The organism is Rathayibacter sp. VKM Ac-2804, assembly GCF_009866655.1.
GTDB lineage: Bacteria > Actinomycetota > Actinomycetes > Actinomycetales > Microbacteriaceae > Rathayibacter.
This window is the reverse complement of the sequence record NZ_CP047420.1, coordinates 3,678,557-3,704,921: the sequence shown is the minus strand read 5'-3', so window position 1 is coordinate 3,704,921 and position 26,365 is coordinate 3,678,557. Positions and strand designations below refer to the sequence as shown.

Sequence of the window (26,365 nt, the reverse complement as noted above, 5' to 3'; positions counted from 1 at the left end):
GATGTAATGTAAATTACGAACGTAAAGGAGGCGTCATGGCCGACCCCCGCCTCGCCCGCTCGCGCGATCAGCTGATCGCCGCGATCACCACCGCCCTCGATCGCCCCGGCGACGACCAGCCGTCGATCACCGACCTCTGCGCCGCCGCCCGGGTCAGCCGGCCGACCTTCTACCAGCACTTCGGCGACGTCCCCTCGTTGCTCGAGGCCGCCGCGCTCGAGCGGATGCACGCGCTCTTCGCCGAGGTCGTGCCGCCGTCGCCGCTCGACGTCTGGGAGACCGCGGTGCCCCGCGTCGTCCACGGCCTGCTCTCGGGACTCCTCGAGCACGCCGACTTCTACCGCCGCGCGCTGAGCGGCGGCACGGCCCGCTCCGTCCAGGAGTCGGTCGTCGCCTTCCTCGCGCAGCGGCTGCTCACCTTCTCGCCGCTGGCCGCCGAGGAGGCGGGGGACCGCGCCAGGGTCGAGCGCTTCGCCGTGTTCCTCAGCGCGGGGACCGTCTGGCTCGTCGTCGGCTGGCTGCTCGACGGCGACGACCGCCGCTCCGCCGCCGCCGCCTCGGCCGAGATCGCCGAGCTCCTCGTCACCGGAGTCGCGACGACGCGCCTCACCGCCCTCGTCACCGACTCCTCGAAGTAGAAGGACCATGCCCGCCTCCGCCGCCCGCCGCTCACCCCGCCTCCTCCACCGACTGCGCTCCGTCTCCCCGCGCCTCGTCGTCGTCTTCTCCGCGATCGCGCTCATCCCGCTGATCTACGCGGGACTGCTGACCTCGGCGAACCTCGACCCGACCCACCACCTCGACACCGTTCCCGCGGCGATCGTGAACGAGGACACCGGCGCGACCGCGTCCGACGGCTCGGCCCTCGCCCTCGGCGACGCGCTGACCGACGAGCTGACGTCGAGCACGTCCTCCTCGAACTTCGCCTGGACGCGGACCGACGCCGACGAGGCCGCGAGCGAGCTCGCCTCCGGAGCCGTGTACGCGGTGCTGACGGTGCCGGCCGGCTTCTCGGCCGACGTCGCCTCGGTCGGCGGGGACGACCCGTCGGCGGCGACCGCGGCCCGGCTCTCCATCGCGACGAACGACGGCGCCAACCTGATCGTCGGCAACATCGCCGCGACGATCGGCAGCACCGTCACGCAGACGCTGGAGAAGCAGGTCGGCGAGAGCTACCTGAAGAACGTCTACGTCGGCTTCACGGACGTGCACGACAGCCTCGAGCAGGCCGCCGACGGTGCGACGCAGCTCGCTGACGGCGCGGCCACCGCGTCGAGCGGCTCGGATGAGCTCGTCGTCGGCCTCGAGCAGCTCCAGGACGGCACGGCACAGCTCGCGACCGGAGCGGACTCGCTCCGCGCCGGCGCCGACTCCGCCGCGGACGGTGCGGCGACCCTCTCCTCCGGGCTGCAGCAGCTGGCGGACGGGACGGCCGCGCTGCCGTCGTCCGCCGCCGCGCTGGACACCGGCGCTCGGTCGGTCGCCTCGGGCGCGCAGACCCTCGACGGGGGCGCCGCGGACCTCGCGACCGGAGCGGCGAGCCTCGCCACCGGCACCGCCGCGCTGTCCTCCGGAGCGACGACAGCGGCGGCGGGTGCTCAGACCCTCGCGGACGGCGCCTCCTCCGTCTCCGACGGGGCGACGGCAGCGCTCGACGGAGCCGGGACGCTGCGGGACGGCTCGGCGGCGCTCGCCGCGAGCACTCCCGCGCTGGCCACGGGAGCGGCGTCGGTCGACACCGGTCTCCAGTCGCTGATCGCGGGCTACGGCACTCTCACCGACGCCGAGCGCCTCGCGCTCCTCACGCAGCTCGAGACGGGGGCCGCCGGGGTCTCGGCCGGTGCGACCGCCGCGGACCAGGGCGCGCAGAGCCTCGCCGCGGGCTCCTCGGCGCTCGTCGGCGACTCCTCCGGCGGTCTGACCGCGCTCGCGGCCGGTGCCGCCTCCGTCTCCTCCGGCGCTGCGGACCTCACGACGGGCGTGCAGTCCCTCGCCTCCGGAGCGGCGTCCGCCGACTCCGGCGCGCAGTCGCTCAGCACCGGGGCGCAGTCCCTCGCGACCGGCGCCGCCTCCCTCGACTCCGGAGCGGCGCAGGTCGCCGCCGGCACCGGCACCCTCGCCGGCACCCTCGCCGGCAGCGTCGACCCGCTGACGAGCGGCCTCGACTCCGCCGCGAGCGGGGCCGGCGCGCTCGCCTCGGGCACGGCGACCCTCGCCTCCGGCTCCGACACCCTCGCCACCGGTGCCGCCGGAGCGGCGGAGGGCACCGCGGACGCCGCGACCGGCGCCGGCAGCCTCGCCTCGGGCATCGACTCGCTCGCGACCGGCTCCGAGACGCTGTCCGGGAAGCTGGCCGACGGCGCCGCCGACGTCCCGTCCTACACGGCGGACCAGGCGGACTCGCTGAGCGCCGTCGCCGCGGCTCCCGTCGCACTCGACACCGAGCGGCTGAACCGCGTGCCCGAGTACGGCTCCGGACTCGCGCCCTACTTCATGGCTCTCGCGCTCTGGGTCGGCGCCCTCGCCTTCTACCTGATGAGCGCGCCGCTGAGCGAGCGCCTGCTGGCCGCCCGCCGGCCCGCCTGGGTGATCGCGCTGCGCAGCTACCTCCCGGGTGCGCTGATGGCGGTGGCGCAGGGCGTGCTCGCCGCGCTGGTGATCCGCTTCGGCGTCGGCGTCGACATGGCGCAGCTCCCCGCGCTGATGGGGATCGCGGTCCTCACCAGCCTGACCTTCGTCGCGATCAACCAGGCGCTGATCGCCCTGCTCGACGCCCCGGGTCGCTTCCTCGCGCTGCTGCTGATCGTGCTCCAGCTCTCCTCGGCCGGCGGCACCTATCCGATCGAGACGGCGCCCGCCTTCTTCCAGGCGCTGCACGGGGTGCTGCCGCTGACCTACACGGTCGAGGCGTTCCGCTCCCTGATCGCCGGCGGGAGCATCGGCGTCGCGAACGCCGTGCTGGTGCTCTCGCTCTGGCTGCTCGGCGCCCTCGCCGTCACCGTGCTGGCCGCCGCCCGCCGCCGCCGCGGACTGACCCCGGCGCTGCGCGACCCGGAGCCGCTGCTCGAGACGGCCTGACCGGAGCGGCTCAGCACGCTGGTCGAGCAGCCGCGAAGCCGCTCCGCGTCCCGGTGGTGAGCGTCGTGCTGGTCGAGTAGCCCCGCAGGGGCGTATCGAGACCCGCCGTCCCCAGCAGGGCGGGTCTGCAGACTCGTCTTCTGACGCCGGTGGATCTCGATACGCCCGCTGCGCGGGCTGCTCGATCAGCATGAAGAGGGGGCCGAGCGCCCAGCCGACGCTTCCTCCGCCCAGGGCGAACGCGTGGCGCGCGCTCAGAGAGCGGGAGGTAGCCTGACACTCACATTTCCTCGTCAGAAAGGTGCCGGGCCTGCGCCCGCAACATTCATGAACGTCAAGCGCATCTTCCGGGGTCCCATTCTCTACGTCGTCCTCGCGATCGTGGCGGTCTGGATCGGGTCCTCGCTGATCACGATGTCGGGCTTCCGGCAGATCAGCACGCAGGAGGGGCTCCAGCTCCTGTCCGACGGCAAGGTCGACTCCGCGAAGATCGTCGACGGCGAGCAGCGCGTCGACCTGACCCTCGCGCAGGACGACGGCGACAACGGCAAGCAGGTGCAGTTCTACTACGTGGCACCGCGCGGCGCCGAGGTCGTGGACGCGGTCACCACCGCGGCCCCCTCGGACGGCTACGACGACGAGGTCCCGCAGACCAACTGGTTCCTCTCCGCGCTCGGCTTCCTCCTCCCGATCCTGCTGATCGGCGCGTTCTTCTGGCTGATGCTCTCGGGCATGCAGGGCGGCGGCAACCGCGTCATGCAGTTCGGCAAGTCGAAGGCGAAGCTCGTCTCGAAGGAGTCGCCCAAGGTCACGTTCGGCGACGTCGCCGGCGCCGACGAGGCGATCGAGGAGCTGCACGAGATCAAGGAGTTCCTCAAGGAGCCGGCCAAGTTCCAGGCCGTCGGCGCGCGGATCCCGAAGGGCGTCCTGCTCTACGGCCCTCCCGGCACCGGAAAGACCCTGCTGGCCCGCGCCGTCGCGGGCGAGGCGGGTGTCCCCTTCTACTCCATCTCCGGGTCCGACTTCGTCGAGATGTTCGTCGGCGTCGGCGCGAGCCGCGTCCGCGACCTGTTCCAGCAGGCCAAGGAGAACTCGCCGGCCATCATCTTCGTCGACGAGATCGACGCCGTCGGCCGCCACCGCGGCGCGGGCATGGGCGGCGGGCACGACGAGCGCGAGCAGACCCTCAACCAGCTCCTGGTCGAGATGGACGGCTTCGACGTCAAGACCAACGTCATCCTGATCGCGGCGACGAACCGCCCCGACATCCTCGACCCTGCGCTGCTGCGCCCGGGCCGCTTCGACCGCCAGATCGGCGTCGACGCCCCCGACATGCTCGGCCGCAAGAAGATCCTCGAGGTGCACGGCCGCGGCAAGCCGCTCGCCGGCGGCGTCGACCTCGAGGTCGTCGCCCGCAAGACGCCGGGCTTCACCGGCGCGGACCTGGCGAACGTCCTCAACGAGGCCGCGCTGCTCACCGCCCGCTCGAACGCGCAGCTGATCGACAACCGCGCTCTCGACGAGGCGATCGACCGCGTCATCGCCGGTCCGCAGCGCCGCACGCGCGTGATGCGCGACAAGGAGAAGCTGATCACCGCCTACCACGAGGGCGGCCACGCCCTCGCCGCAGCGGCGATGCGCCACACCGACCCGGTCACGAAGGTCACGATCCTCCCGCGCGGCCGCGCCCTCGGCTACACGATGGTGCTGCCGCTCGAGGACAAGTATTCGACCACCCGCAACGAGCTGCTCGACCAGCTGGCCTACGCCATGGGCGGCCGCGTGGCGGAGGAGATCGTCTTCCACGATCCGACCACCGGCGCCTCGAACGACATCGAGAAGGCGACCTCGATCGCGCGCAAGATGGTCACCGAGTTCGGCATGTCGTCGACCGTCGGCGCCGTGAAGCTCGGCTCGTCCTCGGGCGAGATGTTCCTCGGCCGCGACATGGGCCACCAGCGCGACTACTCCGAGCAGATCGCCGAGCGCGTCGACCTCGAGACCCGGCAGCTGATCGAGCAGGCGCACGACGAGGCCTGGCAGGTCATCAACGCCAACCGCGACATCCTCGACCGCCTCGCGGCCGACCTCCTCGAGAAGGAGACGCTCGACCACGACCAGCTGGCCGAGATCTTCAAGGACGTCCGCAAGATCGACGAGCGACCGCAGTGGCTCTCGAGCGACAAGCGCCCGCTGTCCGACCTCCCGCCGATCCCGATGCCGCCGGCCAAGGCGCCGATCGACGCCGGGGCCACCGACGGCGCGGTCGTCTCGGAGAGCTCCGAGCCCGCCGCCCCGCAGCGGCCGCCGCTGATCAACCCGCGCCCGACGACGGCGTAGCAGGACCGTGCCGGTCGACAGGGCGCGCATCGAGGCCGCCGTCGCCGAGCTCCTCGCGGCCATCGGGGAGGACCCGGGCCGCGAGGGGCTCGCGACGACGCCGCAGCGCTTCGCCGACTCCTACGAGGAGTTCTTCGGCGAGTTCGACCTCGACCCGGCCGTCCACCTCGCCGAGACGTTCGCCGTCGTCGAGGAGGGGGAGCAGCCGCCCGCGACGCAGACGGTCGTCGTGCGCGACCTCGCGTTCCGCTCGGTCTGCGAGCACCACCTGCTGCCCTTCGCCGGCGTCGCGCACATCGCCTACCGCGCCGGCGAGCGCGTCGTCGGGCTCGGCAAGCTGCCACGGGTCGTCGAGACCGTCGCCTCGCGCCCGCAGCTCCAGGAGCGCCTCACCGAGCAGATCGCGGACGTCCTGGACGCCGGCCTCTCGCCCGAGGGCGTGCTGGTCGTCGTGGACGCCGAGCACGGCTGCGTGCGGATGCGCGGAGCCCGGCAGACCGCGAGCTCGACCGTCACCGTCGCCGCGCGCGGCACCCTCGCCGACCCCGCCGCCCGCGCCGAGATCATCGCGCTGATCGGCGCCGCGCGGGAGGTCTGACGTGGGTCCCGTCGTCACCGATCTCGTCCCCGGCCACCGCGCCGCCCTCCTCGGGATCCTCAACGTCACCCCCGACTCCTTCAGCGACGGCGGCCGCTGGCTCTCCGTCGACGACGCGGTCCGGCACGGGATCGGCATGACCCGGCCCTCGGGGGAGGGGCCGGCCTCCTTCGGTGCGGACGTCGTCGACGTCGGCGGCGAGTCGACCCGGCCCGGTGCCGCGCGCGTCGACGCCGCAGCCGAGCAGGCCCGCGTGCTCCCCGTGGTCCGCGCCCTCGCGGCCGAGGGCGTCCGCGTGAGCATCGACACGATGAGCGCGGCGACCGCCGAGGCCGCGCTCGACGCGGGCGCGGTCGTCGTCAACGACGTCTCCGGCGGGCTCGCCGACCCGGCGATGCTCCCGCTCGTCGCCGAGCGCGGAGCGGTCTACATCGCGATGCACTGGCGCGGCCACAGTGCGGGGATGACGGCGCTCGCCTCCTACGCCGACGTGGTGGCCGAGGTGCGCTCCGAGCTCGAGCGCCGCGTCGACGCCGCCCGAGCGGCCGGGATCCGCGACGAGCACCTGATCCTCGACCCCGGTCTCGGCTTCGCGAAGGACGGCGGCCACGACTGGGCGCTGCTCGTCCACCTGGACGCGATCGTCTCGCTCGGGCTGCCGGTGCTGGTGGGCCACTCGCGCAAGCGCTTCCTCGCGCCCTTCGCGCCGGCCGGCTCGACCGCCGCGGAGCGCGACGACGTGACGGCGCTGCTGAGCCTCGCCGCCGTCGACCGCGGCGCCTGGGGCGTCCGGGTGCACGACGTCCGCTCGAGCGCCCGCGCCCTCGCGCTCGGCGCCCGCCTCCAGGAGGAGCTCCCGTGACCGACCCCGCCCGCGCCGCCGCCACTGCGCCGCGTCTCGACGCCGCCGCGCTCGCCCTGCGCGACTCGATCACCCTGACGGGGCTGCGGGTGCGCGCGCACCACGGCGTCTTCGACTTCGAGCGCGAGAACGGCCAGGACTTCGTCATCGACGCGACGGTCTGGCTCGACCTCGCCCCTGCCGCGAGCGGTGACGCTCTGGCCGAGACGGTGCACTACGGCGAGCTGGCGATCGCCCTGGCGGACGCCGTCACCCGCGACCCGGTCGACCTGATCGAGACCGTCGCCGAGCGCCTCGCCGCGGTCGCCCTGAGCTTCGCTGCCGCCGAGGTGGTGCGGATCACCGTGCACAAGCCCGACGCGCCCATCCCGCTGCCGTTCGACGACGTCGCCGTGCAGATCACCCGGGTCCGCCCGTGAGGCCCCGGCCGCAGCGGCTGCTCCCCGAGCGCCGCGTCGTCCTCGCCCTGGGCAGCAACCTGGGCGACCGGCTCGCGCACCTCGAGACCGCCGTCCGGTCCCTCGCGACGACACCCGGGCTCCGGATCGACGCCGTGTCGAAGGTGGTCGAGTCGCCGGCCTGGAAGCTCGACGGCGTCGACGAGGACGCGCCCGCCTACTTCAACACCGTGGTCATCGGATCGACGACCCTCGAGCCGGACGACCTGCTCGCCGCCACCGCCGCGATCGAGAGCGCGGGCGGGCGGGTCCGCGGCGAGGGCGAGGAGCGCTGGGGCGACCGCACACTCGACATCGACGTCGTCGCCGTCGGCGGGGTCGTCCGCGACGACGCGCACCTCACGCTCCCGCACCCCCGCGCCGGCGAGCGCGCCTTCGTGCTGGAGCCGTGGCTCGACGTCGACCCGCACGCCGTCCTGCCGGGGCGCGGACCGGTCGCGGAGCTCCGCGCGAGAGCGACGGACCGGGTGACCGACCGGCCCGAGGCGATAGCGTGGCGGCGCACGCGGTCCTCGGGAGACGCCTCCCGCGGAACGACCACCACCGCACCGAGCACCGCCCCCGGCCGCACCGACCCCGAGAGCAGCACTCCGTGAAGCGCACCCGCATCAGCTCCCTGCTCGGCCTCGGCCTCGCCGGGGCCGTCGTCGGCTTCCTGATCGACCTGGCGATCGCCGCCGCGGGGCGCCCGGTGCTGATCCCGCCGCTCACGGTCCCGCTCACGCTCGTGGTGGTCGCGGCGCTCGTGATCGGGTTCGCGATCCCGATCCACCGTGCGACGAAGGGGACGCTCCGCCGCCCCATCGATCCCTTCCGCGCGATGCGCGTGGTCGTGCTGGCCAAGGCCTCCAGCCTCGTCGGCGCGCTGCTGCTCGGGGCGTCCGGCGGGGTGCTCGTCTACCTGCTGAGCAGGCCGGTGGTGCCTTCGCTAGGCTCCGTGTGGCAGGACGTGTCCGCCATCGTCGGCGCGATCGTCCTGCTGGTGGCCGGTCTGGTCGCCGAGCACCTGTGCACCATCCCGCCGACCGATGACGACGACCCCGCTGTCGGCGAGGTGAACCACGCCTGACGCCGACGCACGCTCGGACGCAGGCAGGGAGGACGTCATCATGGCCGACGACCAGGAGGCGACCCCCTCGGCCGCCCCGGTGCCGCTGAGCGCGGAGCCGCTGACCTCGGAGCCGCTGAGCCGTCGTGAGGCGCGGATCCGCGAGGCGGCGATCGAGCAGGAGCGCGAGGCGGTCCAGCCGGAGCACGACGCCGTCCAGCAGGAGGGCGTCCGGCTCGACCCCGCCGCTCCCGGGTCCTCCGGGGGCGACCGCCTCGACCTGGCCGGCCTGTGGCGCCGGGTCTCGCCCAAGTACGTGGCCGTCGAGGTCGTCTCGGCCGTGGTCTCGAGCGCGGTGCTCCTCGTCATGCCGATCGGGATGCTCCTGATCGGCGTCGACTGGGCCTGGATCCTCGTCCTCGCGGCCGCTGTCCTCGCCGTCACGCTGCTGATCGTCGCGCCCCGCCGTGCTCGCGCCTACGGCTACCAGCTGCGCGAGGACGACCTGCTCTTCCGTCGCGGCATCATGTTCCAGCGCTTCGTCTCGGTGCCCTACGGGCGCATGCAGCTGATCGACGTCAACCGCGGCCCGCTCGCCCGCGCGCTCGGCCTGGCCGACCTGCGCTTCGTGACCGCCGCCGCGGCGACCGGCGTCAGCATCCCCGGGCTCGTCGACGGCGACGCCGAGGAGCTGCGCGATCGGCTCGTCGAGCTGGCGGAGTCGCGCCGGGCCGGCCTGTGAGCGAGGCTCCTGCGGCCGTCCGCGGCATCGAGACCGACCTCGCCGACGGGGAGTGGCACCGCCTGCACCCGGCGACGCCCGTGCTCAAGGGCGGGATCGGCCTGCTGGTCGTCCTCGGCCTCCTCATCACGAACCTCCGCGAGCGCCTGCTCGAGCTCTTCCTCCCCGGCCCCGGCGGCGATTACGAGAGCGGCGATCCGGTCGACGCGCTGATCGACCGCGGGCTGATCGGCTGGGCGCTGCTCGCCGTAGCGGCCGGTCTCGCCGTGGCCGTGCTCGCCTTCTGGCTGTCCTGGCGGATGCACACCTTCCGCATCACCGACGAGATCGTCGAGGTGCGCTCGGGCGTGCTGTTCCGCACCAACCGCCGCGCGCGGCTCGACCGCATCCAGGGCATCGCGGTGCAGCGCCCGCTGTTCGCCCGGCTGTTCGGCGCGGCCAAGCTCGAGGTCAGCGTCGCCGGCCAGGACGCGAACGTGCAGCTCTCCTACCTCGGCTCGCGGCTGGTCGACGCCCTCCGCCGCGACATCCTGCGGCTGGCCTCCGGCGTGCGCGAGCGGGAGGCGGTCGCGGGGGAGGCCCCGGCCGGCGGCTTCCTCGCGCGCCGGATCGAGGAGTTCGGCGAGCCGGCCGAGGACGCGCCGCCCGAGTCGGTCGTCTCGATCCCGCCGGGCCGGCTGCTCGGCTCGCTGGTGTTCAGCGGCTTCACGCTCTTCCTGCTGGTGTCGGTGGTCGCCGTCGTCTTCACCTCGGTCTACGGCTCGCCCTACGTGCTGTTCGCGATCCTGCCCGGTCTGATCGGCTCGGGCAGCTACTACGTCCGCCAGTTCGTCCGCTCGCTGCGCTACTCGATCGCGTCGACGCCCGACGGCGTCCGCGTCGGCTACGGCGTGCTCTCGACCAGCAGCGACACCCTGCCGCCCGGCCGGATCCACGCGGTCGAGATCACCCAGCCGCTGCTCTGGCGCCCGTTCGGCTGGTGGCAGGTGAAGATCGACCGGGCCGGCCACGCGGCCTCGCGCGGTGCGAACGGCGAGCCGAACACGACGATCCTGCCGGTCGGCGATCTCGCCGCGGTCGAGCGGGTCCTGTCGCTGCTGCTGCCGGGCGCGGACGAGGGCGCCGAGGCGACCCCGGTCGGCGACGCGCTGCGCCGCCGCGACGCCCCCGGCTTCACCAGCGCGCCCCGCTCGGCGATGCTGCTGCGCCCGTTCTCCTGGCGGCGCACGGGGTTCCGCCTCGCGGAGGACGTCGTGGTGCTGCGCAGCGGTGCCGTCTGGCGCCGCGTCACGGTCGTCCCGCTCGCCCGCATGCAGAGCGTCGGCGTGCAGCAGGGGCCGCTCCAGCGGATGCTCGGGTTGGCCTCCGCGCGCGTGCACACGGTCGCCGGGCCGGTGACGCCGCTGGTGCCGGTGATGAGCGTCGCCGACGGCCTCGCCTTCTTCGAGCGCGTGGGCCGGGCAGGGACTGCCGCGGCCGAGCGCGACGCCAGCCACCACTGGGGGCGGCGCGCCGTCGACGCCCCGACGCCCCGCGACGCGTGGGCCGCACCCGAGGGGGACCCGTATGCCTGACGCCCGCCGCGACGGACGCCTCGGCGTCGGGATCATCGGCGCCGGACCCGTCGGTCCGGTGCTCGGCGCCGCGCTCGCCAACGCCGGGCACGCCGTGATCGGCGTCGCCACGACGAGCGACGCCGGCCGCGAGCGCGTCGACGCACTGCTGCCGGGCGCCCCGGTGCTCGCGATCCCGGATCTCGTCGAGCGGAGCGAGCTGGTGATCATCGCCGTCCCGGGCGGCGAGATCGCCGCACTCGTCGCCGGACTCGCCGCCACCGGGGCCTGGCAGCCCGGGCAGCTCGTGCTGCACACCGCGGCCGAGCACGGCTTCGGTGTGCTCTCGCCGGCTCTCGCCTCGGGAGTCATCCCGCTCGCCGTGCACCCGGCGATGGCGTTCAGCGGCACGAGCCTCGACCTCGCCCGCCTCGCCGAGACCTACTTCGCGGTAACCGCGCCCGGCCCGGTGCTGCCCATCGCGCAGGCCCTCGTCGTCGAGATGGGCGGCGAGCCGGTCACCGTCGCGGAGGCGGACCGCGCCGCCTACGCCGAGGCCGTCTCGACCGCGACCACCTTCTCGACCGCCATCGTCGAGCAGGCCGCCGGCCTCCTTGCCGGCATCGGCGTCGACAAGCCCGGCTTCTTCCTCTCCAGCCTCGTCCGCTCCTCCGTCGACGACGCCCTCCGCCGCGCGGCCGGCTGACGCCCTCCTGCATGAACGGCGGCCCCCGCATGCTGGTCGAGTAGCGCCGCAGGCGCGTATCGAGACCCGCCGTCATCAGCAGGGCGGCTCTGCAGGCTCGTGTTCTGACGCTGGTGGATCTCGATACGCCCGCTGCGCGGGGTGCTCGATCAGCATGGTGGCGCCCGCTGCGCGGGGTGCTCGATCAGCGGTCTCCGCGTCGCCGGTAGGGTTCTCGGGTGATCAGCACCATCGAACGCATCGGCGAGCTCCGCGGGACGCTGCAGGAGGCGCGGCGCTCGGGGGCGCGCATCGCCCTCGTGCCGACCATGGGCGCGCTGCACGCCGGGCACCTCGCCCTCGTCGACCGGGCGCGCGAGATCGCGGACGTGGTCGTCGTGTCGATCTTCGTGAATCCGCTGCAGTTCGGCCCGAACGAGGACCTCGACCGCTACCCGCGCGACCTGGCGGCCGACGTCGCCCTGCTCGAGGAGCGCGGCGTCGAGCACGTCTTCGCGCCGAGCGTCGCCGAGATGTACCCGGACGGCCCCTCCTCCACCCGCGTCGTCGCCGGGGAGGTCGGCTCGCTCTACGAGGGCCGCTCGCGCCCCGGCCACTTCGACGGCATGCTGACCGTCGTCTCGAAGCTCCTCCACATCGTCCAGCCCGATGTCGCGATGTTCGGGCAGAAGGACGCGCAGCAGCTCTTCCTCGTCCGCAGGATGGTGCGCGACCTCGATCTGCCCGTCGCGATCGAGGGCGTGGCCACCGTCCGCGAGGAGGACGGCCTCGCGCTCTCCAGCCGCAACCGCTACCTCGACGCCCGCGAGCGCCGGGCCGCCCGCACGATCCCGCTCCTGCTCGAGGCCGCCGCCTCCGCCGCCGACCGCGGGCTCGACGCCGTCGTCGCCGCCGCGCAGTCCGCCTCGAGGGGCGAGCCGCTGGTTAAGCTGGACTACCTCGTCGTCGCGAATCCGGCGACGCTCCTGCCGGTCGACGACGACCACCGCGGCCCGGCCCTCGTGCTCGTCGCCGCGGTCGTCGGCTCCACCCGGCTCCTCGACAACGGCCCGATCCTGCTCGCCTGATCGCGCCCGCCGCCTCCAACCGAAAGCACCCGCGTTCTGACATGGTCGACACCCCCGGCACCCCCGTGCCCCCGTCCGAGCCCACGCCCGAGGAGGCCTCCGAGCAGAAGGCCGTGCGCCTGGCCAAGCGCGAGCGCCTGATCGAGCTCGCCGCCGACGACCTCGGCGGCGGCGCCTATCCCGTCTCCGTCCCGGTCACGGACACCATCGCGGCGGTGCGCGCGCGCCACGAGGGCATCGCGCCCGACGTGAGGACGGGTGAGCAGGTCGGCCTCGCCGGCCGCGTCGTCTTCCAGCGCAACACCGGCAAGCTCTGCTTCGCGACGCTGCAGGCGGGCGACGGCTCGCGGATCCAGGCGATGGTGTCGCTCGGCGACGTCGGCGAGGAGTCGCTGGCGAGCTGGAAGGAGCTCGTCGACCTCGGCGACCACCTCTTCGTCGCCGGCGAGGTCCTCTCCAGCAAGCGCGGCGAGCTGAGCGTCTGGGTCTCCGACTGGAGCATCGCGGCGAAGGCGATCCTCCCGCTGCCGAACCTGCACAACGAGCTCGGCGACGAGACCCGGATGCGCCAGCGCTACCTCGACCTGATCGTGCGCCCCCAGGCCCGAGAGACCGTGATCGCCCGCTCCACCGTCAACGCCTCGCTCCGGAGGACCTTCGTCGACCACGGCTTCCTCGAGGTCGAGACCCCGATGCTCCAGGTGATGCACGGCGGTGCCTCCGCCCGCCCCTTCGCCACGCACTCGAACGCCTTCGACACCGAGCTCTACCTCCGCATCGCGCCGGAGCTCTACCTCAAGCGCGCCGTCGTCGGCGGCATCGACCGCGTCTTCGAGATCAACCGCAACTTCCGCAACGAGGGCGCCGACTCGACGCACTCGCCCGAGTTCGCGATGCTCGAGGCGTACCAGGCCTACGGCGACTACTCGAGCATCGCCGACCTCACCCAGGAGCTGATCCAGAACGCGGCGCTCGCCGTCGCGGGCTCGCACGTGGTCACCTGGGCCGACGGCACCGAGTACGACCTCGGCGGCGAGTGGGACCGGATCTCGATGTACGAGAGCCTCTCACTGGCCGCCGGCATCGCGATCACGCCGGAGACCCCGCTGGTCGAGCTCGAGACCCTCGCCGCGCGCGAGGGCGTCGAGGTGCATGTGCCCACCCACGGCAAGTACGTCGAGGAGCTCTGGGAGCACTTCGTCAAGGGCGGCCTCGTCCGGCCGACCTTCGTCATGGACTTCCCCGTCGACACCTCGCCGCTCGTGCGCGCGCACCGGAGCATCCCGGGCGTCGTGGAGAAGTGGGACCTCTACGTCCGCGGCTTCGAGCTGGCCACCGGCTACTCCGAGCTGATCGACCCGGTCGTGCAGCGCGAGCGCTTCGTCGAGCAGGCGCAGCAGGCCGCGGCCGGCGACGACGAGGCGATGCGCCTCGACGAGGACTTCCTCCGCGCGCTCGAGCACGGCATGCCGCCGACCGGCGGCATGGGCATGGGCATCGACCGCCTGCTGATGGCCGTCACCGGTCTGGGGATCCGCGAGACCATCCTCTTCCCGCTGGTCAAGTAGGTTCGAGGGCGTGGTCAGGGCATCCAGCATCGTCGCGACGGTCGTCGCGGGAGTTCTCACGCTCGCGCAGTTCGGCGTGGGCGCGGCGGTCGCCACCTCGGTGCTCGTCGACTCGGCGGACCTCGGCCGGGCGCTCGCCGATCAGCGGGCCGCGCAGTCGTTCACTCCCGACGGCACGATCACCGGCTTCGCGGACCGCACCGCGATGTCGACCCGCGGCCGCGCGCTCTACTACGCCTCGAACCCCTCGGTGGAGCCGACGGCCGGCTTCAACGCGCTCTGCGGCTACGGCGCCTCCGACGAGATCGTGCTCGGCTGCTACACCGGCAGCGACATCTACATCTCCGACGTCGAGAACCCCGACCTCGACGGGATCCGCGACGTCACCGCCGCCCACGAGATGCTGCACGCCGCGTGGGTGCGGATGGACGCGGCCGAGCAGGCCGAGGTCGGCGCCCAGCTGGAGGCGGCCTACGCCGCGCTCCCGCAGGACGGCCCGATCGCGGAGCGCCTGGAGCTCTACCGCACCGGCGGGCTGGGCGAGCGCGTCAACGAGCTGCACTCGATCCTCGGCACCGAAGTCGCCGATCTGCCGCCCGCGCTGGAGGCGCACTACGCCGAGTACTTCGCCGACCGCTCGATCGTGGTCGGCCTGAACGCCCAGTACGAGGCCGTCTTCACCGATCTCGAGAACCGGATCACCGAGCTGGTCGCCCGCATCGACGCGATGTACGCGGACCTCACGGCGCGCATCGACGCCAACAACGCCGAGTACGACGCGCTGAACGCCGAGATCGACTCGTTCAACGCCCGGGCGGACAGCGGCGACTTCGCCTCGGACGCCGCCTTCGACGCCGAGCGGGCCGACCTGCTCGCGCGGGGCGCCGCGATCGACGCCACCCGGGCCGCGATCGACACCGACGTGGCGGTCTACGACGGCCTGCGCTCCGAGCTCGAGGGGCTGAACGCCGACGCGTCGGCCCTCAACCGCTCGATCGAGAGCAGCTGAGCGCCCTCAGCTGTCGGCCCGCGCGTCCGCCGGCGCCGCTGTTCGCTGAGCGGCCGCTCCGGGCCCGCTCCCGGCCCGGCCGGGTAGGATCGCCCCCATGGACTGGGAGCTGTGGAATCAAGGACTGTGGGCACTCGTGCCGACCGTCACCATCGGCCTCCTCTTCTGGTTCATCATGCGCGCGCTGATCCGCTCGGACCGCAACGAGCGCCGCGCCTACGACCGCATCGAGGCGCAGGAGCGGGCCCGCCGCGGTCTGCCCCCGCGCGACGCCGCGTAGAGCCCGAGGTGAACGGACCGGACTGGTCGCTCGTCCTCGCGGTGGGCGCCATCGTCGTCGAGCTCGTCGTCCGCGTGATCGCGGTCATCGTGGTCCCGCGCAACCGCCGCCCGACCACCGGCCTCGCCTGGCTGATGGCGATCTTCCTGATCCCCTACGTCGGCATCCTGCTCTTCCTCTTCATCGGCAGCTACCGCCTCCCGCGCAAGCGCCGGCGCAAGCAGGAGGAGATCAACCGCTTCATCCTCGAGTCGACGGAGGGCATCGACCGGGTCGCGCGCAACCACCCGTGGCCGCTCTGGCTCGAGTCGGTCGTCACGCTCAACCGCAACCTCGGCGCGATGCCCCTCGTCGGCGGCAACGACGCCCGGCTGCAGGGCGGCTACGAGCAGACGATCCGGGCGATGGCCGACGAGATCGACCGGGCCCGCAGCTACGTGCACTGCGAGTTCTACATCCTCGCCGCCGACACGACGACGGCTCCCTTCTTCGACGCTCTCGACCGCGCGGTCGCGCGCGGCGTGACGGTGCGGATCCTGCTCGATCACATCGCGTCGATCCGCGTCCCCGGCTACTACACCGGCACGCACCGCCGCCTCAGGGCGCTGGAGCGGGCCGGCGCGCACTGGTCCTACATGCTCCCCGTGCGCCCCTGGCTCGGCCAGTACCAGCGGCCCGATCTGCGCAATCACCGCAAGCTGCTGATCGTGGACGGCAACGCCGCCTTCATGGGCTCGCAGAACGTCGTCGACTCCAGCTACAACAAGCGCGGCAACATCCGGCGCGGCCTGCACTGGCACGACCTGATGGTGCGCCTCGAGGGCCCGGTGGTGCAGGGCATCAACGCCATCTTCATCACCGACTGGTACAGCGAGACGGACGAGCTGCTCCTGCGCGAGTCGGCGCCGATGGAGGCGCTGCAGCAGCGCGACACGATCGACTGCCAGGTGGTGCCGAGCGGGCCGGGCTTCGACGGCGAGAACAATCTCCGCCTCTTCCTCGCACTGCTCTACTCGGCGCAGAAGTCGATCATCATCACGAGCCCGTACTTCGTCCCCGACGAGGCGATGCTCTACGCGATCACCACCGCCACCCGCCGCGGCGTGCACGTCGAGCTCTTCGTCTCCGAGATCGGCGACCAGGCCGTGGTCTACCACGCGCAGCGCTCCTACTACGAGACGCTGCTCACCGCGGGCGTGCGGATCTGGATGTACCGCAAGCCCACGATCCTGCACGCGAAGCACTTCACCATCGACGACGACGTCGCCGTGATCGGCTCGAGCAACATGGACATGCGCTCCTTCACGCTCAACCTCGAGGTGTCGCTGATGGTGCGCGGCGCGGACTTCGTCGAGGACCTCCGGGAGGTGCAGCAGGACTACCGGGAGCACTCCCGGGAGCTGACGCTGCGGGAGTGGCGGCAGCAGCCGCTGCGCTCGACGATCCTCGACAATCTCGCCCGGCTCACCTCGGCCCTCCAATAGGGGATCTTCGAGCTTCGCTCAGGGATGGCGAGACTCCCTCAGTTCTTGTTACGCTCCGAAGGCGAGCGTTCGTCGACGTTCGCTCACCTTCGAACGGAGTCGCCACCGTGATCCCTCGCCCCGCTCATCGCAATCCGCTCTGCATCCCGCTCAGCGCCGGCGCCCGAGCCGTCCGGCTCCGCGGCTCGGAGGGCGTCGCCGCGCTCCGCCGCACGGTCGACGTGTCGGTCCCGACGACGGCGGGGTTCCGGATGGACCTCGCCATCGCCGCGACCGAGCGCGTCCGCGTGCTGCACGTCGTCTCGACGCCGTTCGCGATCCGCTGGCCAGGGTCGAGCGCGGTCGACGGCTCCTCCGTCTTCGTGCTGCCGATGGAGGGCTCGCTCGCCGTCGACGCGTCGGCCGACCTGCTCGAGGTCGACGAGGGCGGGCTCGCCCTCTCCACGGAGGACCCGGTCGTCGTCCGCTCGTCCCGCCCGGTCCGCCTCCTCGTGCTCTGCGCCGACAACGGCGTCTCGGAGCGCCGTCGCGCCGACCCCGTCCGGGTCGTCCCCGCCACCTCGACCACCGCGACTGCGCGGACGATGCTGCGGGCGTTCCTCGCCGAGCTCGACCCCGAGAACGCGGTGCAGGCCGAGTACCTCGAGGGCACCGTCCTGCGCCTCGCCCGGCTGCTCGGCTCGGAGCGGGAGGAGGGCACGCGCGAGCGCCTCGGCCTGCACGACATGGTCGAGGCCGCCCTGCAGGTCATCCAGGCCGACTTCAGCGACCCCACGCTCGACCCGAGCACGGTGGCGCGGCGCTGCCGGGTCAGCCTGCGCACGCTGCAGCGCGCGGTGGCGGACGAGCGCGGCTCGACCCTCCGGAAGCTCATCTCGGACGTCCGCACCGAGAACGCACTGCGACTCGTCGGGACGCCGGACTCTGCCGCGCTGCCGCTGAGCGACATCGCCCGGCGCTCCGGCTTCTCCTCGCCCGAGCGGCTGCGGCGGGCCATCGCGACGGAGACCGGGCTGTCGCCGAGCGAGTACCGGCGCCGGCTGAACGGCGAGGACCTCGCCGCGGGCTGAGCGGACCCGCGCCCCCGGCTCGCGCTTGCGGGTCGCCGCGCCGTGCGCAAGGCCCTGGCCCGCCCGAGAAGCCCGGCGTAGCGTCGGAGCGTCCTCAGCACGGTGCGGGCGACCGGTCCTCGCGGGCCGGCTCTTCAGAAGGGAAACGTCATGGCGGCGAGCAGAACGACGCGCATCCTCATCCTCGGCGGCGGCTACGTCGGCCTCTACACGGCCTGGGGCCTCGAGAAGCTCCGCGGGGCGACGCCGATCGACGTCACCGTCGTCGAGCCGAACCCCTACATGACCTACCAGCCGCTCCTCCCCGAGGTGGCGGGCGGGCACGTCCAGCCCCGGCACGTCACCGTGCCGCTGGTGCAGGCGCTCAAGCGCACCCGGATCGTGCGCGGCGCGATCACCGGCGTCAGCATCGCCGACCGGTCGGCGACGGTCGCGGCGATCGACGGCACCAGCCGCACGCTGCCGTTCGATCACGTCGTCTTCGCGCTCGGAGCGGTGACCCGCACCTTCCCGACACCCGGTCTCGCCGAGCACGCGATCGGCTTCAAGACCGTCGAGGAGGCCGCGCACCTGCGCGACCGCGTCATCGAGAACATCGCGAAGGCCGCTCTGACCACCGACCCGGTCGAGCGGCGGCGCCTGCTCACCTTCGTCTTCGTCGGCGGCGGCTACACGGGGGTCGAGGCGCTCAGCGAGCTGCTCGACCTCAGCCGCCGCACCCTCGCCGCGCAGCCGTCGCTGTCGATGGGCGACGTCACCTGGCACCTCGTCGAGGCGCTCGACCGCGTCGCGCCGGAGGTCGGCCAGGAGCTCTCGGTCTGGACGCTCGACCACCTCCGCGAGCGCGGCGTGCACGTGCACCTGAAGACGACGATGCCCTCCTGCGAGGACGGCGTGGTCGAGCTCTCCAGCGGCGAGCGGATCCCCGCGGCGACGATCGTCTGGACCGCCGGCGTCAAGCCGAACCCGATCCTCGACGCGACGGACGCGCCGCGCGGACCGAAGGGCCACGTCATGGCCGACGCGCGCCTGCGCGTGATCACGGAGGACGGCGAGCCCGTCGGGGCGGCCTGGGCCGCCGGCGACGGCGCGCAGGTGCCCGACCTGACCGCCGCGAAGCAGCCCGCCTACTACCCGCCGAACGCGCAGAACGCGGTCCGGCAGGCCAAGCTGCTGGCGCGGAACATCATCGGCGACATCACCGGTGGCGCGGTCGAGGAGTACCGCCACGCCTCCGTGGGCACGGTCGCCGAGTACGGGATCGGCAAGGGCGCCGGGCTGATCAAGGGCGTGAAGCTGCGCGGGGTGCCCGCCTGGCTCGCCCACCGCGCGTACCACGGGGCGGCGATGCCGACCTTCGATCGCAAGTGGCGGATCATCGCCGGCTGGATCGTCGACGCGGTCTCCCGACGCGACCTCTCGCCGATGAGCGCCCTGCAGGACCCGCGGCGCGCCTTCCGCGAGACCGCCGAGGCGACGGACCGCGAGGCGGCCGAGAAGCGCGCCGCGAAGGAGAAGGAGAAGGCGGCCGAGGCCTCCTGACCCGGCCGCTGCCGGCGCGCCGGATCAGGCGCGCCGGCGCGGCTTCAGCCGGACCGTCGGCAGCGTCGGCGCGGGCAGCGCTCGACCCGGGTAGCCCGCGACCGTGCCGAACGGGCCGTGTGCGTCGCCGCCCGCGATGACGTCGTCCTGCCAGCGCTCGCGCGCCGCGGCGACGTCGTCGTGGCTGCGGCCGACGAAGTTCCACCACATCACCAGCTGCTCGGGGAACGGCTCGCCGCCGATCAGCACGACGCGGGCGCCCTCGTCGCCGGCGGTCAGCACCAGCGTGCCGCGACCCGGCGCGAGGTAGGCGAGGTCGGAGCGCCGCACGTCCACGCCGTCGACGCCGACCGGGCCGGCGTCCACGAGCACGCCGTGCTCCCAGGCGATGTCGAGCGGGATCTCGACCCGCGCGCCCGGCTCCAGGTCGAGCTGCGCCGCGACGAGCGGGGTGAAGACGCTCGCGGGCACGGAGGCGCCGAGCAGCTCGCCGACGAAGACCTGCGCCACCGCGCCGGGCAGCGCGACCCGCACTCCGCGGTGGTGCTCGAAGAACGGATCGCCGAGGCGGGCCTCCTCGGGCAGCGCCACCCAGAGCTGCACGCCGTGCAGGACGGGCTGGGCGCCGGTGGAGACCTCGGAGTGCGAGATGCCGCGCCCGGCGGTCATCAGGTTCAGCTCGCCGGGCCGCACCAGCTGGTGGCTCCCGACGCTGTCGCGGTGGTCGATCTCGCCCTCGAAGAGCCAGCTGACGGTCTGCAGCCCGGTGTGCGGGTGCGGCGGGACGTCCATGCCCGCCTCCTCGCCGAGGCGCACGGGGCCGTAGTGGTCGGCGAAGCACCAGGCTCCGATCGTGGAGCGCGAGCGCTGGGGGAGCGTGCGCCGCACCTCGATCGCGCGGGGTCCGCCGAGCGGCACGAGGCGCGCCTCGAGGATCTCCACGGGCGACGTCGCGGCGGGCTCGGAGGCGACCGCGTGCTCGTCCGGATGCTCCTCCAGATTGCTCATGCCTGAACTCTATGCCTGTGCATGGAAATAGCCCCTCACGCCCAGGGCGAACAGGGGGTCCGACCGGGGGGAGCGCTGGCTACAGTCGAGCTATCGGAGCCCACCCCTGCGGGTTCTGTAGGGAGTGACAGCATGTTCGAGAGATTCACCGATCGCGCACGGCGCGTCGTCGTCCTGGCCCAAGAAGAGGCCAAGATGCTCAATCACAACTACATCGGGACCGAGCACATCCTGCTCGGCCTGATCCACGAGGGCGAGGGAGTGGCCGCCAAGGCGCTCGAGTCCCTCGGCATCTCGCTCGACGCGGTGCGCGAGCAGGTCCAGGACATCATCGGCCAGGGGCAGCAGCAGCCCACCGGCCACATCCCCTTCACGCCGCGTGCGAAGAAGGTCCTCGAGCTGTCCCTGCGCGAAGCGCTGCAGCTCGGCCACAACTACATCGGGACCGAGCACATCCTGCTCGGCCTCATCCGCGAGGGCGAGGGCGTCGCCGCACAGGTGCTCGTCAAGCTGGGCGCCGACCTCAACCGGGTGCGCCAGCAGGTCATCCAGCTCCTCTCGGGCTACCAGGGCAAGGAGCAGGTCGCCGTGGGCGGTGAGCAGCAGCAGCCTCAGGGCGGCTCGCAGATCCTCGACCAGTTCGGACGCAACCTCACGCAGGCGGCGCGCGACAACAAGCTCGACCCGGTCATCGGGCGCGAGAAGGAGATCGAGCGGGTCATGCAGATCCTCTCCCGCCGCTCCAAGAACAACCCCGTCCTGATCGGCGAGCCCGGCGTCGGCAAGACCGCCGTCGTCGAGGGCCTCGCCCAGGCGATCGTGCGCGGCGACGTGCCCGAGACGCTGAAGGACAAGCAGCTCTACACGCTCGACCTCGGCTCGCTCATCGCCGGCTCCCGCTACCGCGGAGACTTCGAGGAGCGCCTGAAGAAGGTCACGAAGGAGATCCGCACCCGCGGCGACATCATCACCTTCATCGACGAGATCCACACCCTCGTCGGCGCAGGGGCCGCGGAGGGCGCGATCGACGCCGCCTCGATCCTCAAGCCGCTGCTCGCCCGCGGCGAGCTGCAGACCATCGGCGCGACCACGCTCGACGAGTACCGCAAGCACTTCGAGAAGGACGCCGCGCTCGAGCGCCGCTTCCAGCCGATCCAGGTCGCGGAGCCGTCGCTGCCCCACACGATCAACATCCTCAAGGGCCTGCGCGACCGCTACGAGGCGCACCACAAGGTGTCCATCACCGACGGCGCGATCGTCTCCGCCGCCAACCTCGCGGACCGCTACATCAGCGACCGCTTCCTCCCCGACAAGGCCATCGATCTGATCGACGAGGCCGGCGCGCGCCTGCGCCTCTCGATCCTCTCGGCCCCGCCGGAGCTGCGCGAGTTCGACGACAAGATCGCCGTCGTCCGCACCGCGAAGGAGGCCGCGATCGAGGACCAGGACTTCGAGAAGGCCGCGTCGCTCCGCGACGAGGAGAAGCAGCTGCTCGGTGAGCGCCTGCGCCTCGAGAAGAAGTGGAAGTCGGGCGACGTCAAGGCGACCGGTGTCGTCGACGAGGGCCTGATCGCCGAGGTCCTCGCCCAGGCGACGGGCATCCCGGTCTTCAAGCTGACCGAGGAGGAGTCCTCGCGGCTCGTCTTCATGGAGAAGGCGCTGCACCAGCGCGTCATCGGGCAGGAGGAGGCCATCGCGGCCCTCTCGCGCACGATCCGCCGCACGCGCGCCGGCCTCAAGGACCCCAAGCGCCCCTCGGGATCGTTCATCTTCGCCGGCCCCACGGGCGTCGGAAAGACCGAGCTCGCCAAGGCGCTCGCGGAGTTCCTCTTCGACGACGAGAACGCGATGATCTCGCTCGACATGTCGGAGTACGGCGAGAAGCACACCGTCTCGCGTCTGTTCGGCGCCCCTCCCGGGTTCGTCGGCTTCGAGGAGGGCGGCCAGCTCACCGAGAAGGTCCGCCGCAAGCCGTTCAGCGTGGTCCTCTTCGACGAGATCGAGAAGGCCCACCCCGACATCTTCAACTCGCTCCTCCAGATCCTCGAGGAGGGTCGTCTGACCGACGGCCAGGGGCGCGTCGTCGACTTCAAGAACACCGTCATCATCATGACCACCAACCTCGGTGCGCGTGACATCGCCGGTGGTCCCGTCGGGTTCCAGATCGAGGGCGACAACGCCACCGGCTACGACCGCATGCGCGGCAAGGTCAACGAGGAGCTGAAGAAGCACTTCAAGCCCGAGTTCCTCAACCGCGTGGACGACGTCATCGTCTTCCCGCAGCTGTCGAAGCCGGAGCTGCTCCAGATCGTCGACCTGTTCATCGGCCGCCTCGGCGACCGCCTGCTCGACCGCGACATGACGGTGGAGCTGACGCAGTCGGCCAAGGAGCGGCTGATCGAGGTCGGCTTCGACCCGGCCCTCGGCGCCCGCCCCCTGCGCCGCGCGATCCAGCGCGAGATCGAGGACCAGCTGTCCGAGCAGATCCTGCACGGCCAGCTCGGCTCCGGAGACCACGTGCACGTGGACTTCCTCGAGAACAAGTTCGTGTTCACGACGACGCCGCGCCTGATCTCGATCAGCGCCGGTGCGACGGCGGGAGCGGCGACCGCCGGCCCGGCGACGCCCGACCTGATGGCGTAGCACAGGAGCACCGCAGCACGACAGCGAGCCCGTCCCTCCCTCCGGAGGGGCGGGCTCGTCGTCGTTCGGCCCTACGCTGGACGGATGGCCGATTGGAAGTACCCGGTGCGCCGCGCGCGCACGAGCGACGTCCCCTTCATCCAGGAGCTCAGCGAGCCGCTCGTGAACGAGCGCATCCTCCTGGGCAAGGACCGCGTGGTGCTCTACGGCGCGGTCCAGGAGTTCCGCATCGCGGAGGACGGCGAGGGCACGGCCATCGGCTGCGGCGCGCTGCACGTGATGTGGGACGACATCGCGGAGGTGCGCACTCTCGCCGTCTCGCAGGACTGGCTCGGCCGCGGGGTCGGCCACCACATCCTGGAGCGCCTCGAGAACGACGCGCGGGAGCTCGGTCTGAAGCGCCTGTTCTGCCTGACCTTCGAGGTCGGCTTCTTCGAGCGCCACGGCTACGCGCCGATCGGCGAGAAGGTCGTCGACCCCGAGGTGTACGCCGAACTGCTGCGCTCGCCCGACGAGGGCGTGGCCGAGTTCCTCGACCTCGCCCGGGTGAAGCCGAACACGCTCGGCAACACCCGCATGCTCAAGACGCTCTGAGCGCGCGCACGTCGTAGCCTGTGTCGGTGACTCCGCCTCCCCGCCGCCTGCCCTCCCGGGTCTACCGGCGGCGCAGGGCCGGCCTGATCCTCGCGCTGCTGGTGATCGTCGCCGGGATCGCCGCGCTGGTCTCGCTCCAGCCCTGGGCGGGCGGACGCGGAGCCGCCGAGAGCGCGAGTCCGACGGCGTCCGCGCTGCCGACGCTCTACCCGTCGACGGCGCCGGAGGGCTCACCGCCCGCGGACGCTGCCGCCTGCACCGCGGACACCGTCGCGGTCACGGCCGTGACCGACGCGACGAGCTACGGGCCGGACGAGGCGCCGCAGCTCTCGCTGTCGCTCGCCAACATCTCCAGCGCCGACTGCGTGATCAACGCCGGGACGAGCGGGCAGGTCTTCACGATCACCAGCGGCTCGGACCCGGTCTGGACCTCGACCGACTGCCAGACGGGCGCGGCGGACCTCGAGATCCTGCTGCAGGCGGGCACCTCGGTCACGGGCAGCTCGATCACCTGGGACCGCACCCGCTCCTCGGCCGACACCTGCTCCGGCGGGCGCGAGGCGGTCGAGGCGGGCGGCGCGGCGTACAACCTGTCGGTGTCGGTCGCGGGGATCCCCTCGGGCTCGACGACGCAGTTCCTGCTGCAGTAGGCCGGTCATCGCGCCCCGGCTGTCGCCCTTGAGGGGGAGGTGGCGCGGGACACGCGCGCGTACGCTCGCGGACATGATGTGGATGCTCGGCCGGCTCCTGTCCGCGACGACGTCGAGGGGCCGGGGCTCCGGAGTGCGCGGAGCGGGGCTCCCGGGGGGAGCGGCCGTGGTGATGCTCCTGGCCGCACTGGCGGGGGCACCCGCGGCGACGGCGGGACCGCTGGCGGCGGTTCACGAGGCCGAGCCGGTCGCCGCGGCTTTCGTCGGCGCCGCTCCCGTCGGCGGGCCGGCACGCGGCGTGGACGACTTCCGCTTCTCCCGCTACGCCGTCGACTACGACCTCGGCCGCGACGCCGAGGGGCGTTCGACGCTGACGACGGTCGAGACCTTCGTCGCGGAGTTCCCCGAGGACCAGAACCGCGGGATGCAGCGGGCGATCCCGCTCGAATACCAGGGCTACCCGACCGGCGTCGACCTGGTGTCGGTGACGGACGGAGAGGGGCGGACGCGGCCCGTCGACACCGAGACCGAGGACGGGATCCTGCTCGTGACGAGTGCCGCGGACGGCTTCGTCAGCGGCAGTCAGACCTACGTCTTCACCTACACCCAGCACGACGTGACGCTGCCCGGCTCCGGCACGAGCAGCGGCGAGGACGAGTTCTACTGGGACGCCAACGGCACAGCCTGGCGCCAGCCCTTCGACCGGTACGACATCACGATCCGGCTCACCGGCGGACTCGTCGACGCAGCGACCGGCACCTCCGCCTGCTACCGCGGCGCGGCCGGGTCCACCGACGGCTGCTCGATCGGCCGCGACGGCGCCGTGGTGACCGCGAGCGGGACCGATCTGGCGGCGTACGAGAACGTGACGGTCGCGGTCGGCTTCGCTCCCGGGACCTTCACGCCGCGCGACGACGGCTACTTCGCCTCCGCCTGGGCGTGGGTGCAGCTGGGGTCGCTGCTGGTGCTGCTCGGGGTGCTCGTCGCGGCGGTCCACCGGCGGGCGACGGTGCTGCGCGACGCCCCCGGGCGTCCGACGGTGATCGCCGAGTACGAGCCGCCCGCCCAGGGGCTCTTCCTCTCGGCGGCGCTGCGCGGCAGGTCGTGGAACGCGCCGGCCACGGCGCTCCTGGACGCGGCGGTCCGCGGGCTGGTCCGGGTCGAGGAGAAGGAGTCGGCGAAGGGCGGGTCGGCGAAGAAGCCGGCGTTCCTGCTCCGGGTGCTCGACCCCGCGACGGCCTCGCCGCGACGCGCCGGCCGGCCGCGGGCGATCCCTCCCGTGGACCGCGAGTTCTTCGACATCGCCTTCGGTGCGGCGCCCCGGCCGGGCGAGGTCCGCGATCTGAGCGAGAAGGACAAGGAGCTCGGGAAGGCCGTGTCGGCGTTCCAGACGGGGATGTCGAAGCGGGTGACGCAGGAGGGGCTGCGGCGACCGGGAACGGTGCGCGGCTCGGTGCTCCTGGCCCTGCTGGCGGTGGTCGCGTCGATCGGCGCCGTCCTAGGCGGTGCACTGCTGCTGGTCGCGAAGCTCGGCGGGCCGCTCCCGTTCGTCCTGGTGCTCGTGGCGGTCGCGCTGGGCGCCGCGATCTGCGTCCTCCTCGCGAAGGTGCCGCTGACGGCGGCGGGCGCGGAGCTGCGCGATCACCTGAAGGGGCTGACGCTGTATCTGCGGCTGGCCGAGGCCGACCGCTTCGCCATGCTGCAGTCGCCCCGGGGCGCCGACCGTCGCAGCGTCGGGCCGATCGAGGTGGTCGAGGTCACCGAGCGGCTGTTGCCGTGGGCCGTCCTCCTCGGTCTCGAGAAGGAGTGGTCGGCGGCGCTGGCTAGCGCGTACGAGCAGACGGGGGAGAGCCCGGGCTGGTACTCGGGGCGGGCCGGCTTCCAGGCGGCGGCGTTCGCCGGGAGCGTCGCGTCGTTCTCCTCGTCCGCGTCGAGCTACGTCGGGTCGTCGTCGAGCTCGTCGAGCGGCGGCGCGGGCGGCGGCGGCAGCTCCGGTGGCGGCGGCGGAGGCGGCGGCGGAGGCGGGGTCTAGCCCGCTCGGTGCCGCCTCTCGCGGGGCCTGCGC

The 26,365-nt window shown here is 72.9% G+C and carries 23 protein-coding genes; 22 read left to right on the top strand and 1 reads right to left on the bottom strand.

What is annotated here, in order from left to right:
• Positions 1 to 35: 35 nt before the first annotated feature.
• The 18 genes from GTU73_RS17255 to GTU73_RS17170 all read left to right on the top strand — a co-directional run bounded on the left by GTU73_RS17255 (position 36) and on the right by GTU73_RS17170 (position 19,405).
• Entirely contained in the window at positions 36 to 638 is a 603-nt protein-coding gene (locus GTU73_RS17255) for a TetR/AcrR family transcriptional regulator (protein WP_160090866.1), read from the top strand.
• Between the two features lie 7 nt (positions 639 to 645).
• Positions 646 to 3,078, top strand: coding sequence for a YhgE/Pip domain-containing protein (locus GTU73_RS17250; RefSeq protein ID WP_160090865.1), 2,433 nt, complete (start codon positions 646 to 648; stop codon positions 3,076 to 3,078).
• A gap of 327 nt (positions 3,079 to 3,405) precedes the next feature.
• A complete protein-coding gene (gene ftsH / locus GTU73_RS17245; protein ID WP_160090864.1) occupies positions 3,406 to 5,418 on the top strand; it encodes an ATP-dependent zinc metalloprotease FtsH in 2,013 nt (670 codons plus the stop codon).
• 7 nt (positions 5,419 to 5,425) lie between these two features.
• Positions 5,426 to 6,016 carry a GTP cyclohydrolase I gene (folE, locus tag GTU73_RS17240; protein WP_160090863.1) on the top strand — a complete coding sequence of 197 codons (591 nt, stop codon included), beginning with the start codon at positions 5,426 to 5,428 and terminating at the stop codon, positions 6,014 to 6,016.
• Between the two features lies 1 nt (position 6,017).
• Entirely contained in the window at positions 6,018 to 6,878 is an 861-nt protein-coding gene (gene folP / locus GTU73_RS17235) for a dihydropteroate synthase (protein ID WP_160090862.1), read from the top strand.
• A complete protein-coding gene (gene folB / locus GTU73_RS17230; protein ID WP_244231685.1) occupies positions 6,875 to 7,297 on the top strand; it encodes a dihydroneopterin aldolase in 423 nt (140 codons plus the stop codon). The genes folP and folB overlap by 4 nt, the downstream gene beginning before the upstream one ends.
• Positions 7,294 to 7,932 (top strand): 2-amino-4-hydroxy-6-hydroxymethyldihydropteridine diphosphokinase, encoded by a 639-nt coding sequence (gene folK, locus GTU73_RS17225; RefSeq protein WP_160090861.1) that lies wholly within the window; start codon positions 7,294 to 7,296, stop codon positions 7,930 to 7,932. The genes folB and folK overlap by 4 nt, the downstream gene beginning before the upstream one ends.
• Positions 7,929 to 8,405 (top strand): DUF3180 domain-containing protein, encoded by a 477-nt coding sequence (locus tag GTU73_RS17220; protein ID WP_160090860.1) that lies wholly within the window; start codon positions 7,929 to 7,931, stop codon positions 8,403 to 8,405. Before folK ends, GTU73_RS17220 begins: the two co-directional genes overlap by 4 nt.
• A 40-nt stretch (positions 8,406 to 8,445) precedes the next feature.
• Positions 8,446 to 9,126 carry a PH domain-containing protein gene (locus GTU73_RS17215; protein ID WP_160090859.1) on the top strand — a complete coding sequence of 227 codons (681 nt, stop codon included), beginning with the start codon at positions 8,446 to 8,448 and terminating at the stop codon, positions 9,124 to 9,126.
• Positions 9,123 to 10,700, top strand: a complete 1,578-nt coding sequence (locus GTU73_RS17210) for a PH domain-containing protein (RefSeq protein ID WP_160090858.1) — start codon at positions 9,123 to 9,125, stop codon at positions 10,698 to 10,700. Before GTU73_RS17215 ends, GTU73_RS17210 begins: the two co-directional genes overlap by 4 nt.
• The gene (locus GTU73_RS17205) at positions 10,693 to 11,385 is read left to right on the top strand and encodes a DUF2520 domain-containing protein (RefSeq protein WP_160090857.1); all 693 of its coding nucleotides are present in this window, start codon (positions 10,693 to 10,695) and stop codon (positions 11,383 to 11,385) included. The genes GTU73_RS17210 and GTU73_RS17205 overlap by 8 nt, the downstream gene beginning before the upstream one ends.
• Before the next feature lie 230 nt (positions 11,386 to 11,615).
• Positions 11,616 to 12,452 (top strand): pantoate--beta-alanine ligase, encoded by an 837-nt coding sequence (gene panC / locus GTU73_RS17200; protein ID WP_244231876.1) that lies wholly within the window; start codon positions 11,616 to 11,618, stop codon positions 12,450 to 12,452.
• Between the two features lie 41 nt (positions 12,453 to 12,493).
• On the top strand, positions 12,494 to 14,020 hold the full coding sequence (gene lysS, locus GTU73_RS17195) for a lysine--tRNA ligase (protein WP_160090855.1): 1,527 nt from the start codon (positions 12,494 to 12,496) through the stop codon (positions 14,018 to 14,020).
• Positions 14,021 to 14,030: 10 nt separating this feature from the next.
• Entirely contained in the window at positions 14,031 to 15,029 is a 999-nt protein-coding gene (locus GTU73_RS17190; RefSeq protein ID WP_160090854.1) for a hypothetical protein, read from the top strand.
• A 97-nt stretch (positions 15,030 to 15,126) separates the two neighbouring features.
• A complete protein-coding gene (locus tag GTU73_RS17185) occupies positions 15,127 to 15,309 on the top strand; it encodes a hypothetical protein (RefSeq protein WP_123446793.1) in 183 nt (60 codons plus the stop codon).
• Between the two features lie 8 nt (positions 15,310 to 15,317).
• A complete protein-coding gene (gene cls, locus GTU73_RS17180; RefSeq protein WP_160090853.1) occupies positions 15,318 to 16,793 on the top strand; it encodes a cardiolipin synthase in 1,476 nt (491 codons plus the stop codon).
• Between the two features lie 107 nt (positions 16,794 to 16,900).
• Entirely contained in the window at positions 16,901 to 17,863 is a 963-nt protein-coding gene (locus GTU73_RS17175) for an AraC family transcriptional regulator (RefSeq protein WP_160090852.1), read from the top strand.
• Positions 17,864 to 18,013: 150 nt separating this feature from the next.
• Positions 18,014 to 19,405 carry an FAD-dependent oxidoreductase gene (locus GTU73_RS17170; RefSeq protein ID WP_160090851.1) on the top strand — a complete coding sequence of 464 codons (1,392 nt, stop codon included), beginning with the start codon at positions 18,014 to 18,016 and terminating at the stop codon, positions 19,403 to 19,405.
• Positions 19,406 to 19,429: 24 nt separating this feature from the next.
• Here GTU73_RS17170 and GTU73_RS17165 read toward each other — a convergent pair whose 3' ends face one another.
• Positions 19,430 to 20,413 (bottom strand): pirin family protein, encoded by a 984-nt coding sequence (locus tag GTU73_RS17165; RefSeq protein WP_160090850.1) that lies wholly within the window; start codon positions 20,411 to 20,413, stop codon positions 19,430 to 19,432.
• A 132-nt stretch (positions 20,414 to 20,545) separates the two neighbouring features.
• On the opposite strand from GTU73_RS17165, the gene GTU73_RS17160 reads away from it, so the two are divergent.
• From GTU73_RS17160 to GTU73_RS19135, 4 genes are all read left to right on the top strand, one after another.
• Positions 20,546 to 23,056, top strand: coding sequence for an ATP-dependent Clp protease ATP-binding subunit (locus GTU73_RS17160; RefSeq protein ID WP_160090849.1), 2,511 nt, complete (start codon positions 20,546 to 20,548; stop codon positions 23,054 to 23,056).
• 84 nt (positions 23,057 to 23,140) lie between these two features.
• The gene (locus GTU73_RS17155; RefSeq protein ID WP_160090848.1) at positions 23,141 to 23,650 is read left to right on the top strand and encodes an amino-acid N-acetyltransferase; all 510 of its coding nucleotides are present in this window, start codon (positions 23,141 to 23,143) and stop codon (positions 23,648 to 23,650) included.
• A 26-nt stretch (positions 23,651 to 23,676) separates the two neighbouring features.
• Positions 23,677 to 24,300 carry a hypothetical protein gene (locus GTU73_RS17150; RefSeq protein WP_244231684.1) on the top strand — a complete coding sequence of 208 codons (624 nt, stop codon included), beginning with the start codon at positions 23,677 to 23,679 and terminating at the stop codon, positions 24,298 to 24,300.
• Positions 24,301 to 24,373: 73 nt separating this feature from the next.
• Positions 24,374 to 26,332 carry a DUF2207 domain-containing protein gene (locus GTU73_RS19135; protein WP_160090847.1) on the top strand — a complete coding sequence of 653 codons (1,959 nt, stop codon included), beginning with the start codon at positions 24,374 to 24,376 and terminating at the stop codon, positions 26,330 to 26,332.
• Positions 26,333 to 26,365: the final 33 nt, after the last annotated feature.